Raw genomic sequence first — 18,328 nt, 5'->3', positions numbered from 1 at the left:
AGCGTGCGTGATGGACGGTATTTTCCTGCAGCAAATGGTCAACGGCCTGACACTGGGCTCGGTCTATGGCCTGATCGCCATCGGTTACACGATGGTCTACGGCATCATCGGCATGATCAACTTCGCCCACGGCGACGTGTACATGATCTCCGCCTACCTCGCAGCCATTGGCCTCGCCGTACTGTCGTTCTTCGGCGTTGAGTCATTCCCCTTTCTGATTCTCGGCACACTGATCTTCACCATTGTGGTGACCGGTGTGTACGGCTTCGTCATCGAGCGCGTGGCGTATAAACCGCTGCGTAACTCGACCCGTCTGGCGCCGCTGATCAGTGCGATCGGCATCTCCCTGATTCTGCAGAACTACGCGCAGATCGCTCAGGGCCCACGCCAGCAAGGCGTACCGACCCTGCTCGAAGGCGCCATGCGCTTCGATGTCGGCAGCGGCTTCGTACAGATCACCTACACCAAAATCTTCATCCTGATCGCCGCCTTCGTCGGCATGGGCGTACTGACCTACATCATCAAGTACACCAAGCTGGGCCGCATGTGCCGCGCCACGCAGCAGGATCGCAAGATGGCCTCGATTCTGGGCATCAATACCGACCGGGTCATTTCCTACGTGTTCATTATCGGCGCGGCCATGGCGGCACTGGCCGGCGTGCTGATCACCATGAACTACGGCACCTTCGACTTCTTCGCCGGCTTCGTCATCGGCATCAAGGCGTTCACCGCAGCGGTCCTGGGCGGCATTGGTTCGTTGCCGGGCGCCATGCTCGGCGGGCTGATCCTGGGGGTTGCCGAGTCGCAGTTCTCCGGCCTGATCAACTCCGACTACAAAGACGTGTTCAGTTTCGGCCTGCTGGTAGTGATTCTGATCTTCCGTCCCCAAGGCCTGCTGGGTCGCCCACTCGTGGCGAAGGTATAACCATGTCTGCACCTACTAAACCCATTGATATCAAACAAAGCCTGATCGACGCGGTGATCGCCGGACTGCTGGCGTTGATCGTGTTCGGCCCGATCGTCGGCATCGTGCTCGACGGTTACGGCTTCAACCTGCAACCAGGGCGCGTCGCCGTGCTGGTGGGCGTGGTCGTTGTCGGTCGTTTCTTCATGAGCCTGTTCCTGCAGACGCCGAAGGGCGTGGCCATCGCCCAGAGCTTCGAAAACTCGGGCTCAGGCGTGCACGTGCTGCCACCGGGTTACAAGACGCGCCTGCGTTTCATCATTCCGCTGATGATTCTGATTGCGGTGATTTTCCCGGTCTTCGCCGACAAGTATGTGCTGACCGTGGTGATCCTCGGCCTGATCTATGTGCTGCTGGGCCTGGGCCTTAATATCGTGGTAGGGCTCGCTGGTCTGCTCGATCTGGGTTACGTGGCTTTCTATGCGATTGGCGCGTACGGCCTGGCACTGGGTTATCAGTATCTGGGCCTGGGGTTCTGGTCGGCGTTGCCGCTGGCAGCCATTGCGGCGGCGCTTGCCGGTTGCATCCTCGGCTTTCCGGTGCTGCGCATGCACGGGGATTACCTGGCGATCGTGACCCTGGGCTTCGGCGAGATCATTCGTCTGGTGCTCAATAACTGGCTGTCGTTCACCGGCGGACCCAACGGCGTGGCGGTGCCTGCGCCGACCTTCTTCGGCCTGGAGTTCGGACGTCGCGCGAAAGACGGCGGCATCCCCATCCACGAGTATTTCGGCTTCGAATACAACCCGGACCTGAAATTCATTTTCATCTACACCGTGCTGTTCCTGGTCGTGTTGGCGGTGCTGTACGTCAAGCATCGCCTGACGCGCATGCCGGTCGGCCGCGCGTGGGAGGCACTGCGTGAAGACGAAATCGCCTGCCGCTCCATGGGCCTGAACCACGTGCTGGTCAAGCTTTCGGCTTTCACCATCGGCGCCTCGACCGCAGGGCTGGCCGGCGTGTTCTTCGCCAGCTATCAAGGCTTCGTCAACCCGACCTCGTTCACCTTCTTCGAGTCCGCGCTCATTCTCGCCATCGTCGTGCTCGGCGGCATGGGCTCGACCGTCGGCGTGGTCATTGCGGCGTTCGTGCTGACCGTCGCACCGGAACTGCTGCGCAGCTTCGCGGAATACCGCGTCTTGCTGTTCGGCATCCTCATGGTGCTGATGATGATCTGGCGTCCCCGTGGCTTGATCCGCATCAGCCGTACCGGCGTGCAGCCACGCAAAGGCGTGCTGGCTAAAGTGGAGGGCGCGTGATGAGCGACGAAATCGTTCTGTCCGTCGAAAACCTGATGATGCACTTCGGCGGAATCAAGGCCCTCAGCGACGTCAGCCTGCAAGTGCGGCGCAACTCGATCTTCGCCCTCATCGGCCCGAACGGCGCCGGCAAGACCACGGTGTTCAACTGCCTGACCGGTTTCTACAAAGCCACCGGCGGGCGCATCGAGCTCAACGCGCGGGGCAAGAAAACCAACGTCATTCAGTTGCTCGGCGAACAATTTCGCGCCGCTGACTTCGCTTCGCCCAAGCGCTTCGGCAGCCGCCTGTACTACAAAATGTTTGGCGGCACGCACCTGGTAAACCGTGCGGGGCTTGCGCGTACCTTCCAGAACATTCGCCTGTTCAAGGAAATGTCCGTCGTCGAGAACCTGCTGGTCGCACAGCACATGTGGGTCAATCGCAACATGCTGGCCGGCATCCTCAACACCAAGGCCTATCGCAAGGCCGAAGAAGACGCCATGAACACCGCGTTCTACTGGCTCGAAGTGGTGGATCTGGTGGACTGCGCGAACCGTCTGGCCGGTGAGCTTTCCTACGGCCAGCAACGCCGTCTGGAGATCGCGCGGGCGATGTGCACGCGTCCGCAGGTCATCTGCCTGGACGAACCGGCAGCCGGCTTGAACCCACAGGAAACCGAGGCGTTGAGCGGCATGATTCGCCACCTGCGCGACGATCACGACATGACCATCGTGCTGATCGAGCACGACATGGGCATGGTCATGGGCATTTCCGACGACATCGTCGTGCTCGACCACGGCAACGTGATCGCCAAGGGTAAACCGGAGCAGATCCGCAACGATCCGAAAGTGATCGCCGCATATCTGGGCGCTGATGAAGAGGAGTTGGTATGAGTAAGCCGATCCTCGAACTGAAAGAGATCGACGTGTATTACGGGCCGATTCAGGCCTTGAAGAAAGTCTCGATGCACATTGATGAGGGCGAAACGGTCAGCCTGATCGGCTCCAACGGCGCGGGCAAATCCACGCTGCTGATGTCGATCTTCGGCCAGCCGCGCGCGGCCAGTGGACAGATCATCTATCAGGGCACCGACATCACCCACAAGTCGTCGCACTACATCGCGTCCAATGGCATCGCGCAGTCGCCGGAAGGCCGCCGTGTGTTTCCGGACATGTCGGTGGAAGAGAACCTGATGATGGGCACCATCCCCATCGGCGACAAACACGCCAGCGAAGACATGCAGCGCATGTTCGAGATGTTCCCGCGGCTTAAGGAGCGTCGCAATCAGCGGGCGATGACGATGTCCGGGGGCGAACAGCAAATGCTCGCTATTGCCCGGGCGTTGATGAGCCGTCCCAAGTTGCTGTTGCTGGACGAACCGAGCCTGGGGCTGGCACCCATCATCGTGAAGCAGATTTTCGCAACGCTGCGCGAGCTGGCCCAGACCGGCATGACCATCTTCCTGGTCGAGCAGAACGCCAACCATGCGCTGAAGCTGTCGGACCGCGCCTACGTGATGGTCAACGGCGAGATTCGCCTGACGGGCACGGGTAAGGAATTGCTCACCAACGAGGAGGTCAGGAACGCCTATCTAGGCGGTCACTGATTGCTGATCAATGCGGCTCAAACAAGCCCCGGGTGGATAACTTCCGGGGCTTTTTTATGCGGTAGCCGAATTGTGGAAAACAATTTTGGGCAGATGCGAAAACGCGACATATAGCCGCTGCAAATCGCTGTTTTGTCACGCTTTTGACTTGTTCAGTTTTACTGTGGAGGTGACTGTGAATAAGTTGGGAGCAGCTGGCTGGAGGCCTTTATTTACGTGGCTTGCAGCATGCTGATCAATATTTGACCAGTGCTTTCGGCCGGTATTTTTAGGGGGTTTGTCAACGTTCTTGTGGCTGGTTTTTTATACAGTCTTTATAAGGTGTCTGCCTGTGGATAAGTCTGTGTGCAACCGTTGGAAAGACCGCCGCAGATAGCGCAATCTCTGGCGTTCACGCAGCAATCCTGTCCGCGCACCCAAGTCTTGAGAATAGTCGACGGCAGATGGCCCATGGCCGGTCAAGTAAAAACATGCGCTGAGTTACCCACACGCCCCGTATGCCGGGACTTTCGGCGTTTTAGAGTTGCCCCCAGAAAATGTACGTCTGACTGTGGATAAGGTGGGCAAAAGTGTCTGCAGGCCACATGGTGTAAGGGTTGGGAACAATTGGTTGTTTTTTGTACAGCAGAGCGGTTGTATGAGGATGTTGCGGATGGTGCTTGATCCCGGCCTGTGCGGGCGGGCATTCTCCAGAACCTTCCTACACGCAACGCTGCTTGCGTGACATTCCCGCTTGGCTTGATAAGCCCGCATCTTTAGTCAGGAGAAAGAAATGACCTCTACCGTATTCATTACCGGGGCCACTTCCGGGTTTGGCGAAGCCTGCGCCCGTCGTTTTGCCGAGGCGGGGTGGTCGCTGGTGCTGACCGGTCGCCGTGAAGACCGCTTACAGGCGCTGAGCGCCGAATTGTCGAAACAGACCAAGGTGCACACGCTGACGCTGGACGTGCGCGATCGCGCAGGCGTGGAGCGCGCCGTGGAAAGCCTGCCGGCTGAATTCGCGAAGATCCGCGGCCTGATCAACAACGCAGGCCTGGCGCTGGGGATTGATCCTGCACCCAAGTGCGATCTGGATGACTGGGACACCATGATCGACACCAACATCAAAGGGCTGGTTTACACGACGCGCACGCTGCTTTCGCGTCTGATCGCCTACGGCCGCGGCGCCAGCATCGTCAACCTTGGCTCGGTTGCGGGGAATTATCCGTACCCGGGCGGTAACGTATATGGCGGCACCAAAGCGTTCGTCGGACAGTTCTCGCTGAACCTGCGCAACGACCTGGTCGGCACCGGCGTACGGGTGACCAACCTTGAGCCTGGCCTGTGTGAGAGCGAGTTCTCGCTGGTGCGTTTCGGCGGCGATCAGGCCAAGTACGACGCCACCTACGCAGGCGCCGAGCCGATCCAGCCCCAGGACATCGCCGACACCATCTTCTGGATCATGAACACGCCGGCCCACGTCAACGTCAACAGCCTGGAACTGATGCCCGTGAGCCAGACCTGGGCCGGGTTTGCAATTGATCGCAGTCGCGGGGAGAAATAAGTAGGGTTTTAGGAGATTAGCGTCGCCCGACACGCGGCGCGTTCCAGAGGGCAGCGCCGTCCATGTGGGAGTGAGCTTGCTCACGAAGACGGCATTCCAACCGCTGAATATTTAGCGGATGTACCTGCCCATTCGCGAGCAAGCTCGCTCCCACAGGGGGCGCCGCCAATCTCTGATGGGATGACCATCAGGGAATCAGCTCAGCCGATAAAAAACTCGGCCAGCCCGATGTAGCAGGTCGCCAGGTGATACGGCGTTGTCGACGGCATGTCGCTGCGGCTGATCTGCCCCTGGCTGTCGAGGCACTCGTTCCAGCCGGTGGGGTGCAGAAACTGCGTTTGCAGCGCAGTCAATTGGCGCGCCAGCAGATGTTCGCTCTCAGGCCGTAACGTCAGCGCGCGCAGGTATTCAGCCTGAGCCCAGATGCGCTGCGTGCCGTCTTTCACCGAACCGTCCACTTCCAGCATCGCCGCGACCGCGCCAGTCGTCTGGTCGACACCCTGTGCTTCGGCGTGGGCGAATGCAGTCTCCAGCGAGCGATACAGCGGCGTGCTCCGCAGACGCGCGGACGATGCCAGCAGATAAAACCATTCAAACTGATGACCCGGCTCGGACCAGTTATCCACAGCGTCCAGCGGTTTCTCCAGCATGACGCCGTGATCGACGTCCACGAAGCGTCGCTGCATGGCTTCTACCAGGGCATCCAGCGCCGCCAGCGTGTCAGCGTCATCACGCACGGCCAAGGTGCCGAGAAATGCTTCGGCCAGATGCATCAGCGGGTTTTGCAGCGCGCCGGCGTTGAGCGAAGACCAATCCTCGGCCAGCACGGATTCGTACAAGCCATCGCCATCGGCGAAGCGTTCGGCGACCACGTTCAGCGCGGCATTAAGCACCGACTCCACAAACGGCTCACGGACCTTGCCCCAGTAGTGCGCGCAGGCGAAGACGATGAAGGCGTGAGTGTAGAGATCCTTGCGGCGATCCAGCGGTGCGCCCTGTGGATCAATGCTGTAAAACCAGCCGCCGTCCTCGGCGTCGTGAAAGTGCTGCTGCAACGAACGAAACAGCGCGGCCGCGCGGGTGGCGGCGTCGGGCACGTCGGGGTGATCGATCAGGCTTGAAAACAGAAACAGCTGACGCGCACAGGCCATGGCCCGGTAGCGCTGTGGCGGCAAAGGCCGATGCTGGGCGTCGAGCGCCTCGAACGGCAACGCCATCTCGGCATTCCACCCCGGGCCCTGCCACAACGGCACGACCACGCGCATGAAGTGCTGCTGCAGCTCAGTGAACAGGGCGGACAGTTCAGACTTGGCGGTGGGGAGGGAAGCGTCAGGCATTGGATGGCGTCACGGCAGTGGCAAATTGCGCGACATGGTAGCAGGAGGTGAGGCGAGCGGGGCAGCGGGGATCGATTGATCCCCGCCGAACCCTATAGGGCATGGTTTAGCCCGCGAACAACCAGATGCCGGCTGCGGCCGACAGCGCACCTGCGATCCGCACCACTGGTGCCGCCGCGGTTGGCAGAAACCGCACCACGGCATAACCCGCTGCATGCAGCGCAGCCGTCGCGCCGACGAATCCGAGGGCATAGCCCCACGGGCTCGACATTTCAGGGAGCTCCAGACCGTGGGCGACGCCGTGGAACAGCGCAAACAGCGCCGTCGCTGCTACAGCCATGAACAGTGGCGGGCGTACGGCCAGCGCGACCGCCAGGCCCAATGCAAACACCGATGCCGCAATGCCGCTCTCCAGTGCCGGCAATGCCAGGCCTTCAAACCCGAGCAAGCCGCCCATCAGCATGGTGCCGACAAACGTGCACGGCAGCGCCCAGCGCGCGGCGCCTTTTTGCTGTGCAGCCCAAAGCCCGACAGCGATCATCGCCAGCAGGTGATCGATGCCGCCCAGTGGATGGCTGATGCCGGCCACAAGACCGCTTTCATCATGGCCGGGGTGGGCGAAGGCCAGCGCCGGAACGAGGAGCAGCGCCAACGCGCCGAATACTTTTTTGCCGTTCATGAATGAATTCCTTGCTTCACTTGGGTGTTAGCCATTTGGGTGGACGAAATCAGGCCGCAGTCAGCAGACCCTGGCGCTCGATGAACGCGATGATCTGCTCCAGGCCGTGACCGGTTTTCTGGTTGCTGAACACGAACGGCTTGTCGCCGCGCATCTTCTTCGTGTCGCGGTCCATCATGTCCAGCGATGCACCCACCAGCGGCGCGAGGTCGATCTTGTTGATCACCAGCAGATCGGATTTACAGATGCCCGGGCCGCCCTTGCGCGGCAGCTTGTCGCCGGCCGACACGTCGATCACATAAATGGTGAGGTCCGACAGCTCCGGGCTGAACGTCGCCGACAGGTTGTCGCCGCCGGATTCGACGATGATCAGGTCCAGCCCCTCGAAGCGCCGATTGAGCTGGTCGACCGCTTCCAGATTGATCGAAGCGTCTTCGCGGATCGCCGTGTGCGGGCAGCCACCGGTTTCGACGCCGATGATGCGCTCGGGCGCCAGTGCTTCATTGCGCACCAGAAAATCAGCGTCTTCACGGGTGTAGATATCGTTGGTGACCACCGCGAGGTTGTAACGATCGCGCAGGGCCAGGCACAGCGCGAGCGTCAGCGCGGTCTTGCCGGACCCGACCGGACCGCCGATGCCGACGCGCAAAGGTTGGCTGTTCATTCGTTCTCTCCGTTAAGCATGGTGTACGGTTCGAGGTACTGCGGCGATGGCAGCCACCTCATGATCGGAACAGGCGGCTGTACTGCCGCTCATGGTTCATGCTCGCCAGCGCCAGACCGAATGGCGCGCTGCCGATGTGTTCAGGATTCAGTACGTTCGCGTCGTGCCGGGCCTTCTGCAGCAGCGGCAGCAACTCACTGGTCAGGCGCTGTGCAGCTTGCTGCCCCAGTGGCAGGGTTTTCATCAGCACCGCCAACTGGTTTTCGAGCCAGCTCCAGAGCCAGGCAGCGAGCGCGTCCTGAGGGCTGATCTGCCAGGCGCGCGCGGCCAGTGCCCAACCCAGCGCCAGATGTGGCTCACCCATACGCTGTAGAAAGTCCCGCGCGGGCTGATCCATTTCCGGCAGACCGTTGAGCAATTGCTGCAGCGAGTAGCCCATCTGCCGGCTTTCCAGATGCAGTTCGCGGGTTTCGCGGCTGGCGCGATGCTCTTCGCTCAATTGCAACAAGGCCGCCCAGTCGTCTTCGGCAGCCGCCGTGCAGTGCGCCAGTAAAAGCGGCGCCTCGAATCGTGCAAGGTTGAGCAGCAACTGGTCGCCAATCCAGCGGGCGGCGCTGGCCGAGTCGTGGACGGTCGATTGCTCGACCGCCATTTCCAGGCCCTGGGAATAGCTGTAGCCGCCGATCGGCAGTTGGGGGCTGGCCAGACGCAGCAGCGCCCAGGCTGCGTTCACGTGCGTACGCCGAATTGATGAATGCGCGGCGCGTAATTGAAATCTTCCTCACCGGCGCGCGAATGGTGATGGCCGCCGCCATAGGCGCCGTGCTCGGGCTGGAAGGGGGCTTCGATGGATTCGGTCGTGGCGCCCAGTTGATCGAGCATGGCCTTGAGCACGTAGTCGTCGAGCAGACGCAGCCAGCCGTCGCCTACTTGCAGTGCCACATGGCGGTTGCCCAAGTGATACGCCGCCCGGGTCAGCTCGAACGTGTTGCTGCACGTCACGTGCATCAGTTGCTCGGGGCGCGCGCAAACACGCACGATCCGCCCGTCTTCAGCCTTGAGAAAGTCGCCATCACGCAGCGGCGGCTGGCCCCGCTCAAGGAACAGCCCGACGTCTTCGCCCTCGCCACTGAAACAGCGCAGCCGGCTTTTGCTCCGCGCCTCGAATATCAAATGCAGCTCTGCGGCCCATTCAGCCTGAGGTTCGACCCGTTGATGAATCACCAGCATCAGAAAGCTTCCAGCAATGTGCGATGCAAGGGCTAGAGCAAGTGGCTTGCCAACAGATGGACAGGGCAGAAATTGCCAGAATACGGTGCAGTAAGGGCTGTACTGATCACCTCAGTGCGACTTATCGGTGCGTCAGTTGCGAAGGCGCACCTCCGTGGTGCGAAGGGAGGGTCATGAGGCCGTGTTGCAGAGGAGTGAAGCGTCGCGGCTCACTCGGTGCTGCCCAATCCCTGCCAACGCTTGGCGCCGATGAAGATAAAGCGCAGTTGCTGAGTGATTTTCGCGCGGGGGGTCAAATGTTCGGCCAATGCCGGGGGCGGCGGGTCGATCAGCTCCGGAAGCATGGCAAACACGCTTTTCACCACCAGGTCGGCCATGACCGAGAGGTCGTCGGTGTTCAGGTGATGGAATTTGGGCATCGACGCCAAGTCGGTCGCGAGGTCGGCGATGATGCCTTCGCGCAGCGCACCGAGCGCCTGTCGGACCTTCAGCGAGCCGCCGTATTGTTCGCGCGCCAGGAACAGAAACTGCGAGCGGTTGGCGGCCACGACGTCCAGAAAGATGCGGATGGAGGCGTCGATGATGCCGCTGTCGATGTTGTCGTTGTGGCGCACGCGGCGGATGGTTTCGCGGAAGGTCTGACCGACTTCGCTGACCAGCGCCAGGCCGAGGTGGTCCATGTCATCGAAGTGCCGATAGAAACCGGTGGGCACGATGCCGGCGGTTTTCGCCACTTCGCGCAGGCTCAGACTGCCGAAACCGCGTCCGCTCTCCATCAGGCCCCGGGCTGCATCGAGCAGGGCATGGCGAGTCTGCTGTTTCTGTTCGGCGCGGGGCAGCATGGGGCGTGTATCTGATAGAGGCATGGGCCGCAACTCTAGCAAATGCGTTTGCGTGGCGTCGAACCCGGTTTGACGTCGGGCAATAAAAAGCCCGGCGATCAGGGCCGGGCTGTTCACATGTTTTTTGTCGTGCCGATTTTTGGTTGATCTGACCGGCCTCTTCCCGGCTTAAGCCGGTCCCACTAACAAGCGCCGCGTTGTTTCTGTAGGACTGGCTTCAGCCGGGAAGCTTTTGACGGAGCGGGTAAAAATCAGGAAACGCGCTGATACTGCTGAATCAGCCGATCAGGGCCGTTTTCGGCGACGCGCTGATATTGATTGATCAATCGGTCGGGGCCGTCCTGCGCAAGGGTCGGCAAACCGGAATGCTGTGTCGCCTTTGCTTCGCCGAGGATCGCTTGTTCGCTGGCAGGCATCGCGAACGCGCTCGAGGCAAGCAGGGAAAGGGTCAGGGCAATCAACTGGCGTTTCATGGAAGGATGCTCGGGTGTAAAGGGTGATGTGAACGTGCTGGCGATTTTACCGCTGCCCGCCTGATAAAGAAGTTCAGCGAGCTGATGGTGACCATCGACAGAAATGATGCGCCTCTGGACTCGTTGCCTGGCGGGCCTTTCAGCGAGTTTCAGAGGGATCGCCAAGCCCGTCTGGACGTACGGTATCGGTGGGGTGCGGAACTTTTCTGGCCTTGAATACAGATTTGATCAAACCGACGCGGCTTTTCTCAGTCGAAGCGTTACGACGTACGAGACGCGCCCTGGATGGCGCATCGGTTTTTGGGGAGACAACGCAATGACGCGAGGCCGTAAAATCTTCGCCTGGACAGCCGCAATCCTGCTGCTGTTGCTGGTGATTCTGATCATTGTGATCGCCACGTTCGACTGGAACCGACTCAAGCCGACCATCAACGAGAAGGTGTCTGCAGAACTCCATCGTCCCTTTGCCATCAACGGCAATCTGGCCGTGAGCTGGCACCGCGAGCCCGATGAAGGCGGCTGGCGCGCCTGGGTGCCGTGGCCGCACCTGTCGGCGGAAGACATCGCACTGGGCAACCCGGAATGGTCAAAGACGCCGCAGATGGTCACGCTCAAGCGCGTCGACCTGCGTTTGTCTCCCTTGCCGTTGCTGGCCCAGCGCGTGGTCATCCCGCGTATCAACCTGACCGAGCCCAACGCGAAGATCGAGCGTCTGGCCGATGGCCGCGCCAACTGGGTCTTTGATCTGCCCAAGAGCGACCCGAACGCCAAACCGTCGAGCTGGGTGGTCGACATCGGCTCGATCGGCTTCGACAAAGGCTTCGTGAGCTACAACGACCAGAAGATCAACACGGCCGTCGATGTCGTCATCGACATGCTGGGCAAGCCGATCCCCTACAGCGACATCGTCGGCAGCAGCGAGGCGAAGAAGGTTCAGGACAAGGGCGCTTCGGCTCAGGACTATGCCTTCGGCTTTACTGCCAAAGGCCAGTACCACGGCCAGAAACTCAACGGCAGCGGCAAGGTAGGTGGACTGCTGGCGCTGAAAGACGCGGCGTTGCCATTCCCGGTGCAGGCCGACGTCAGCGCGGGTGCCTTGCGTGTTGCGATTGCAGGCACGGTTACCGATCCGCAGAATCTGGGTGAACTGGACCTGCGCCTAAAACTCTCCGGCGACAGCCTCAGCAATCTCTATCCGCTGACCGGCGTGACGCTGCCGGATTCCCCTCCGTACTCCACAGACGGCCGCCTGATCGCGAAACTGCACGACCCGGCGGGTGCGTCGTTCCAGTACAAGGGCTTCAACGGCAAGATCGGCGACAGCGACATCCACGGTGATCTCGGCTTCGCCGCCAGCGAAACTCGCCCCAAGCTGACCGGCGCGCTGGTGTCCAACCAACTGCTGATGGCGGACCTCAAGCCGCTGATTGGCGCCGATTCCAATGCCGAGCAGAAAACCCGGGGCGGCGAGAGCAAGCAGCCGACAGGCAAGGTGCTGCCGGTCGAGGAGTTCAAGACCGACCGCTGGGCTGCCATGGACGCCGACGTCGAGTTCACCGGCAAGCGCATCGTGCAGAGCGCCGACCTGCCGTTCACGGACCTGTATACCCACGTGGTGCTCAACGATGGTGTGCTGAGTCTGGAACCGCTGCGGTTTGGTGTGGCAGGCGGCAAGCTCGACGCCGACATCAAGCTCAACGGGCACACCCAGCCGCTGGAGGGCCGCGCGAAACTGTCGGCTCGCGGCTTCAAGCTCAAGCAGCTGTTCCCCACCTTCGAACCGATGAAAACCAGCTTTGGTGAGCTCAACGGTGATGCCGACCTCAGTGGCCGTGGGAATTCGGTGGCAGCGTTGCTGGGCACGTCCAACGGCGAGCTGAAGATGCTGATCAACGACGGCGCCGTCAGCCGTGGCCTGATGGAGATTGCGGGCCTGAACGTTGGCAACTACGTGGTGGGCAAGCTGTTCGGCGACAAGGACGTGAAGATCAACTGTGCGGCCACCGATGTCGGCTTCAAGGACGGCTTGGCGAGCACCAAGGTGTTTGTGTTCGATACCGAGAACGCGATTATTTACGTCGATGGCACGGCGAACCTGAAGACCGAGCAACTGGACATGAAGGTGACGCCCGAGTCGAAAGGCTTCCGGGTCTTCTCCCTGCGTTCGCCGCTGTATGTGCGTGGGCCGTTCAGCAAACCCAACGCGGGTGTTGAGTCAGGTCCGCTGTTGCTGCGCGGCGCGGGCATGGTGCTGTTGGGCGCTGCAGTCGGACCGGCGGCGGGATTGCTGGCACTGGTGGCACCGAGCAGCGGCGACGCGCCTAACCAGTGCACCGGGTTGCTGGAGCAGATGCGTTCAGGCAAGGCGCCTAAGACTGTGAAATAAGTTCGGCGCAGGATTCTGTGCCGTCTTCACTCACACAATATGCCCGGCTTCGGCGCAGGCTTGCGTGGTACCCGGTCCCACAGAACCGCGTTCGGCGCCTGATTCAGCGTCAGGTTGATCTGGCCCTTGTGGGAGCGAGCTTGCTCGCGAAGAGCCCGGTATCCGCTAAACATCCCGCCTGAAAGTTACCCACAAAAAAGCCAGGGCATGTGCCCTGGCTTTTTGCATTGCGTGTCGCGTATCAGAGGCCGTCGAGCAGGTCGGCCATGTCGTCGGCGTGCTCTTCTTCCTGCGCCAGGATCTCTTCAAAGATGCGGCGGGTAGTCGGGTCTTGGTCGCCGATGTACTGAATGATTTCGCGGTAGCTGTCGATCGCGATACGCTCGGCCACCAGGTCTTCGGTGATCATCTCTTTCAGTGTGTTGCCGGCCACGTACTGGGCGTGGGAGTTCTTGCTCAGCAGGTCCGGGTTGAATTCCGGCTCGCCGCCCAGCTGCACGATGCGCTCGGCCAGCTTGTCAGCGTGTTCGAGCTCTTGATTGGCGTGTTCCAGAAACTCATCAGCGGCGGCGTGGGACTTGATGCCCTTGGCCATGAAGTAGTGGCGCTTGTAACGCAGGGTGCAGACCAGCTCAGTGGCCAGCGACGAGTTCAGCAGACGCAGGACCTCATCACGATCACCGTTGTAGCCTTCAGTGACGGCGCCGTCTTCGACGTTTTTGCGTGCGCGCTCTCGCAGGGTGGCGACGTCGGTCATTGGGTGCAGATTGATCATCAGATTTCTCCAGGGCTTTTACGGTTTTTTCCGTCGCGCTCTGTTGCGCCATACGTCAAGCAGGCGCCCGGCGAGATCGGGTCTTAAGGTGTGAGTGGTGGGCGCTGGCAAAAGTTTGATTTTTGTTCGGGGACTTTTTGACGCAGTGTCAGATGGTCGGGTTGTGGCGGGAACAGGGCGATGCGGAGTCAAGATGGTGTGCGCGTGTTTCCAGGGAATCACTCGCGACAGCGGCAGCGCCGGGCATCTTTGCGATGCCTCGGCGCTCGTGATCGCGAGCGGACTCACCCATTCATACGGACGGCGTCAGATCACATGGCGCGTTCGTTGGCGTCACGCTGTTCGCAGGTCATGAAACCCTTGCTGTTGACGCGGCCATTGTTGTCGAAGGTGACGTAGTACGCCTGCTGATGGCCTTCGCGGTTCAGCACGTAGTTGTTGCAAGTACCTGGGTGGGCGCGACGCTGAATGGAGGTCGATGGCGTGCCGCCGATGGTCAGGACCTGTTCTTTGGTCATGCCTTCTTCGACTTGCTTGACCAGCGGCTCATTGCGATAGGTCGCGTAATCAACCGGGTTCGGCAGGGTGGTCGATGCGCAACCGGCCAATGCGGCCATGGAAATCACTACTGCCAGGGATTGCTTGAACATTCGAATCGCTCCGCGAAAAAGGCCATTGTTGGCCCGTTGCTGTTAGGAGCATTCGAGATGCAAAAGAGTTCGATCAAATTGATGGCGATGGGGCATTACCCGTACTGTCATGTTTTATGAATGTTTCCCGGCTACTTTGACGTGGCTGACTTGACCCCGCAGCGCTGAACAAAAACGCTCACTGAGGAACGCTCCTTAATGTCGCAAGAGCAGGCCACCCGTTATCCCATCGTCTTGGTACCGGGATTGATGGGCTTCGTGAAACTGGTGGTCTATCCGTATTGGTTCGGCATCGTGCCAGCGCTGCGTCGGGGCGGCGCACAGGTGGTTCCGGTCATGGTGTCGGCGGTCAATTCCACCGAGATTCGCGGCGAGCAATTGCTGGCCCGAGTCCAGGAAGTTCTCAAGGAAACCGGCGCGGCGAAGGTCAACCTGATCGGTCACAGTCAGGGGGCGCTGACCATTCGGTATGTTGCTGGCGTACGCCCGGACCTGGTCGCCTCGGTCACCTCCGTCGCGGGACCCAACCATGGCTCCGAACTGGCCGACTACTTTGAAGCGCATTACCCGCCCCATACCCTGAAAGGGCGTGTGGTCAACGCTGCCATCCGCCTCACCACGCTCATCACCAGCCTGCTCGACACCGGTTATCGCGGTACGCGCCTGCCCGTGGATGTCGACGCTGCGCACCATTCGCTGACCGCACGCGGCGTGGCGCACTTCAACCGGCGGTTCCCCCAGGGATTGCCCGAACACTGGGGCGGGCAGGGCGAGGAGGAGGTCGGCGGCGTGCGCTATTACTCGTGGTCCGGGACCCTGCAACCGGGGCGTACCGACCGCGGCAAGAACCTCTTTGATAAGTCAAATCTCACTTGCCGAATATTTGCTCGCACGTTCACGAAAGAGCGGGGTCAATCTGATGGCATGGTCGGGAGATGCAGTTCTCACTTGGGTAAAGTCATCGGTGATGACTACCCGCTCGACCATTTCGACATCGTCAACCAGCACTTCGGGCTGGTGGGCAACGGAGCCGATCCCGTGGGGTTGTTCCTTGAACATGCCGCGCGTCTCAAAGCCGCCGGTCTTTGACTTATTTGGCCGTAGTTCGTGATCAGTCGACCCGTGAGGTCGCGTAGGAAGAGATGCGATGAGCGATAAAGAGCTTTATGAAATCGAGTACACGCTGGCCGGTGAGCACCATGTCGATCTGATTGAAAACCTCGACGTGCCGATCATCGAGGTCGTGCACGAGCTGGCGCTCAAGCACAACGTGGCCGTTGAAGATGACCCCTTCGATACCGGTGAGGGCACCATCGGTCTGCCCCATGTGCTGGGCATTACCGACGTGTCGATTCACGCTGCGCAGGAGCACGACAAAGCCTGATAGCCGGTTTCATCCGACGGGCAGCGTTAATGGATTGCGGCCTTGCGCAGCGGTGTGGTCCAGCGTTCTGCCAGGATCACCCCGCCCAGCGTCAGGGCACCGCCGATGAAGTGATACGACGCCAGCTGCTCGCCCAGTGCGAGCGCAGCGACCAGCGCCGTCAGGATCGGCACCAGGTTGAAAAACAACGTGGTACGGCTTGGCCCGAGGATGGAAATCGCTTTCATCCACAGCAACGGCGCGAGCATTGAGGTCGGGATGCACGCGTAGAGCACCAACGGAATGTTGCTCGCATTCAGGCCGGTTTTCGGTGAAATCGCGAACAGCGGAAACAGCGCGATGATCGCCACCAGAATCTGCAAATAAAGCAGCTGCAACGGCGGCATGCGCAACTGCCATTTCTTCAGCAGCGTGCTGTAGGTTGCATAGGCCAGCGTTGCGACCAGCATCATCACGTCGCCGATGTTGATGCCATGGGCAATCAGCAAGCTCCAGCTCCCTTGGGACACCACCCACAACACGCCCGCAAACGACACGATAGCGCCAACCAGCGCGCCTGCGGTCAACCGGGTGCCGAGGCTGGCGATCGACATGCCTAGGGTCATCACCGGCACCAAAGACAGAATGATGCCCATGTTGGTGGCCGTCGTGATGTTCGCTGCGTAGTACGCCAGGCTCTGATAAATCGCCATGCCCAGCACGCCCAGCACCACCACCTTGCCGATGATGGGTTTGATCTGCGCCCGATTGCGCAGCACGGGACCCAGCAGAAACGGCGTGAACAGCAAACCCGCCAGCATCCAGCGATAGAAGCCGATCTCGGCCGGGAAAATACGGCCCGCGGCGGCTTTGGTGATGACGTTGTTGCCCGCCCAGATCATGACGGTGAGCAGTGGATAAAGGTATTGCATGACCGGCCCGGCGGCTGAATGAGGCGCCATTATCGGCCTGTCAGTGCGCACGTCCAGCGCACGCTGCGCATTTGCAGAAATATGCAGCAACATTCTTTGGCTACACTGCTCCGAAAGCCATGCAGGTGCGTGGTGCTTCCGGAGAAAAGCGATGACGATGCTGCGTATTCCTCTGCTGGTGATGGGCCTGCTGTTGAGCGCCCAGGGTTTTGCTGCTACTGCCCAGCAAAACAAGATGACCACCTGCAACGCCGATGCCTCGGCCAAATCCCTCAAAGGCGACGAGCGCAAGGCGTTCATGAGCTCCTGCCTGAAGGCCGCGCCTGCGCCTGCCGCCACTCAGCAGGAAAAGATGAAAACCTGCAATGCCACCGCGAGCACCCAGGCGCTCAAGGGCGATGCGCGCAAGGCGTTCATGAGCGATTGTCTTAAAAAGAAATAATTTTCCGAGCCAATGGCGGGCGTCGAAAGGCGGCGCCGGCCCCTGTACTTTCTGCGATTGCGGCCGATGATCTGGCCTGCAATCGCAGCCTCCCAACGCTTGAGCCCTGAAGGGCTTTCGCGTCGCTGGTTCTCCACTCAGAACGCTGGCAGACTGCCCATCCTTCACGCCGCTCGTTTTGAGGCTGTATGCCAACGTTTACGCCCCGTCAAGTCTATCTGGCCAGTTGCATTCTCGTGTTCGGCGGGTTGCTGCTGGTCTTGCCGCTCAACCTTCTGCCCAGTCTGCTGGCGGGTTTGCTGGTGTACGAACTGGTCGACATGCTCACCCCTCAGCTGCAACGGCTGATTGCCGGCGAGCGTGCGCGGTGGCTGGCGGTGGCGTTGCTGGGGACTCTGGTGGTGACGGTGCTGGCGTTGCTGTTTGCCGGCGCAATCAGTTTCCTGCTGCACGAGGCGGAAAACCCCGGCGCGTCGCTGGATAAATTCATGATTCTGGTGGACCGCGCCCGCGGTCAGCTGCCGCCCTTCATCGACAACTACCTGCCGGCCAGTGCCACCGAGTTTCAGGTGTCCCTCAGCGCGTGGCTGACCAAGCACCTGGGCGAGCTTCAGCTGCTCGGCAAGGGTGCGGCGCACATGTTCGTGACGTTACTGATTGGCATGGTGCTGGGCGCGATCATCGCCCTGCAGCGCATCCCCGATGTCACCAAGCGCAAGCCATTGGCGGCGGCACTGTTCGAGCGTTTGCACCTGCTGACTCAGGCCTTTCGCAATATTGTTTTCGCGCAGATCAAGATCTCGCTGCTGAACACGGCGTTCACTTCTATATTCCTGGCAGTGATCCTGCCGCTGTGTGGCGTGCACTTGCCGCTGACCAAAACCCTGATCGTGCTGACCTTCCTGCTGGGCCTGCTTCCGGTGGTCGGCAATCTGATGTCCAATACGCTGATCTTTATCGTCGGCATGTCGTTGTCGATCTGGGTGGCGGTGGCGGCGTTGGGTTATCTGATTGTGATCCACAAAGTCGAGTATTTCCTCAACGCACGGATCGTCGGCGGGCAGATCAGCGCCAAGTCGTGGGAGTTGCTGCTGGCGATGCTGATCTTCGAAGCCGCCTTCGGCCTGCCGGGGGTAGTGGCAGGGCCGATTTATTACGCGTACCTGAAGAGCGAACTGCGCCGGGCAGAGCTGGTGTAGCG

At 60.6% G+C, this 18,328-nt stretch carries 20 protein-coding genes; 10 read left to right on the top strand and 10 right to left on the bottom strand.

Translation table 11 applies throughout. The annotated features are described in order from the left end of the window. Positions 1-10 precede the first annotated feature (10 nt). From BBI10_RS07675 to BBI10_RS07655, 5 genes are all read left to right on the top strand, one after another. On the top strand, positions 11-925 hold the full coding sequence (locus BBI10_RS07675; protein WP_065987780.1) for an ABC transporter permease subunit: 915 nt from the start codon (positions 11-13) through the stop codon (positions 923-925). Between the two features lie 2 nt (positions 926-927). Then, the gene (gene livM, locus BBI10_RS07670; protein ID WP_065987779.1) at positions 928-2,223 is read left to right on the top strand and encodes a high-affinity branched-chain amino acid ABC transporter permease LivM; all 1,296 of its coding nucleotides are present in this window, start codon (positions 928-930) and stop codon (positions 2,221-2,223) included. Further along, the gene (locus tag BBI10_RS07665) at positions 2,223-3,098 is read left to right on the top strand and encodes an ABC transporter ATP-binding protein (protein ID WP_065987778.1); all 876 of its coding nucleotides are present in this window, start codon (positions 2,223-2,225) and stop codon (positions 3,096-3,098) included. Before livM ends, BBI10_RS07665 begins: the two co-directional genes overlap by 1 nt. Further along, on the top strand, positions 3,095-3,811 hold the full coding sequence (locus tag BBI10_RS07660; protein ID WP_065987777.1) for an ABC transporter ATP-binding protein: 717 nt from the start codon (positions 3,095-3,097) through the stop codon (positions 3,809-3,811). The genes BBI10_RS07665 and BBI10_RS07660 overlap by 4 nt, the downstream gene beginning before the upstream one ends. Positions 3,812-4,583: 772 nt before the next feature. Then, positions 4,584-5,354, top strand: a complete 771-nt coding sequence (locus BBI10_RS07655; protein WP_065987776.1) for an SDR family oxidoreductase — start codon at positions 4,584-4,586, stop codon at positions 5,352-5,354. 200 nt (positions 5,355-5,554) lie between these two features. On the opposite strand, the gene BBI10_RS07650 is transcribed toward BBI10_RS07655, so the two are convergent. From BBI10_RS07650 to BBI10_RS27155, 7 genes are all read right to left on the bottom strand, one after another. Then, positions 5,555-6,691: an AGE family epimerase/isomerase gene (locus BBI10_RS07650; RefSeq protein ID WP_065987775.1), complete on the bottom strand. Its 1,137-nt coding sequence runs from the start codon at positions 6,689-6,691 to the stop codon at positions 5,555-5,557. 106 nt (positions 6,692-6,797) lie between these two features. Continuing rightward, complete coding sequence (locus BBI10_RS07645) at positions 6,798-7,370, bottom strand: HupE/UreJ family protein (protein WP_065987774.1); 573 nt, start codon at positions 7,368-7,370, stop codon at positions 6,798-6,800. 49 nt (positions 7,371-7,419) lie between these two features. Beyond that, the gene (ureG, locus tag BBI10_RS07640) at positions 7,420-8,034 is read right to left on the bottom strand and encodes an urease accessory protein UreG (protein ID WP_065987773.1); all 615 of its coding nucleotides are present in this window, start codon (positions 8,032-8,034) and stop codon (positions 7,420-7,422) included. 58 nt (positions 8,035-8,092) lie between these two features. Further along, entirely contained in the window at positions 8,093-8,767 is a 675-nt protein-coding gene (locus BBI10_RS07635) for an urease accessory protein UreF (RefSeq protein WP_065987772.1), read from the bottom strand. Beyond that, entirely contained in the window at positions 8,764-9,264 is a 501-nt protein-coding gene (ureE, locus tag BBI10_RS07630; protein WP_065987771.1) for an urease accessory protein UreE, read from the bottom strand. Before ureE ends, BBI10_RS07635 begins: the two co-directional genes overlap by 4 nt. A gap of 209 nt (positions 9,265-9,473) precedes the next feature. Next, entirely contained in the window at positions 9,474-10,106 is a 633-nt protein-coding gene (locus BBI10_RS07625; RefSeq protein ID WP_065987770.1) for a TetR family transcriptional regulator, read from the bottom strand. 251 nt (positions 10,107-10,357) lie between these two features. Further along, positions 10,358-10,744 (bottom strand): hypothetical protein, encoded by a 387-nt coding sequence (locus BBI10_RS27155; RefSeq protein WP_141695141.1) that lies wholly within the window; start codon positions 10,742-10,744, stop codon positions 10,358-10,360. A gap of 151 nt (positions 10,745-10,895) precedes the next feature. Between BBI10_RS27155 and BBI10_RS07615 the strand changes: the two genes are divergently transcribed. Continuing rightward, positions 10,896-12,965 carry an AsmA family protein gene (locus tag BBI10_RS07615; RefSeq protein ID WP_065987768.1) on the top strand — a complete coding sequence of 690 codons (2,070 nt, stop codon included), beginning with the start codon at positions 10,896-10,898 and terminating at the stop codon, positions 12,963-12,965. Between the two features lie 241 nt (positions 12,966-13,206). Here the strand turns inward: BBI10_RS07615 and BBI10_RS07610 are convergent, their stop codons facing one another. Both BBI10_RS07610 and osmE read right to left on the bottom strand, forming a co-directional pair. Further along, a complete protein-coding gene (locus BBI10_RS07610) occupies positions 13,207-13,740 on the bottom strand; it encodes a ferritin-like domain-containing protein (RefSeq protein WP_065987767.1) in 534 nt (177 codons plus the stop codon). Between the two features lie 311 nt (positions 13,741-14,051). After that, positions 14,052-14,390, bottom strand: coding sequence for an osmotically-inducible lipoprotein OsmE (osmE, locus tag BBI10_RS07605; protein ID WP_065987766.1), 339 nt, complete (start codon positions 14,388-14,390; stop codon positions 14,052-14,054). A 198-nt stretch (positions 14,391-14,588) separates the two neighbouring features. On the opposite strand from osmE, the gene BBI10_RS07600 reads away from it, so the two are divergent. After that, positions 14,589-15,479, top strand: coding sequence for an esterase/lipase family protein (locus BBI10_RS07600; protein WP_065987765.1), 891 nt, complete (start codon positions 14,589-14,591; stop codon positions 15,477-15,479). Between the two features lie 58 nt (positions 15,480-15,537). Next, positions 15,538-15,774 carry a hypothetical protein gene (locus BBI10_RS07595; RefSeq protein WP_065987764.1) on the top strand — a complete coding sequence of 79 codons (237 nt, stop codon included), beginning with the start codon at positions 15,538-15,540 and terminating at the stop codon, positions 15,772-15,774. A 26-nt stretch (positions 15,775-15,800) separates the two neighbouring features. Here BBI10_RS07595 and BBI10_RS07590 read toward each other — a convergent pair whose 3' ends face one another. Continuing rightward, a complete protein-coding gene (locus BBI10_RS07590; RefSeq protein ID WP_065987881.1) occupies positions 15,801-16,685 on the bottom strand; it encodes a DMT family transporter in 885 nt (294 codons plus the stop codon). Between the two features lie 151 nt (positions 16,686-16,836). On the opposite strand from BBI10_RS07590, the gene BBI10_RS07585 reads away from it, so the two are divergent. Both BBI10_RS07585 and BBI10_RS07580 read left to right on the top strand, forming a co-directional pair. Next, on the top strand, positions 16,837-17,127 hold the full coding sequence (locus BBI10_RS07585) for a PsiF family protein (RefSeq protein WP_065987763.1): 291 nt from the start codon (positions 16,837-16,839) through the stop codon (positions 17,125-17,127). Positions 17,128-17,315: 188 nt separating this feature from the next. Then, positions 17,316-18,326 carry an AI-2E family transporter gene (locus BBI10_RS07580; RefSeq protein WP_065987762.1) on the top strand — a complete coding sequence of 337 codons (1,011 nt, stop codon included), beginning with the start codon at positions 17,316-17,318 and terminating at the stop codon, positions 18,324-18,326. Positions 18,327-18,328 lie beyond the last annotated feature (2 nt).

Origin of the sequence: Pseudomonas graminis, assembly GCF_001705435.1 — a bacterium.
Taxonomy (GTDB): Bacteria; Pseudomonadota; Gammaproteobacteria; order Pseudomonadales; family Pseudomonadaceae; genus Aquipseudomonas; species Aquipseudomonas graminis_B.
Note: the sequence above shows the minus strand (reverse complement) of the source record. Positions and strands in the feature narration are given on the sequence as shown.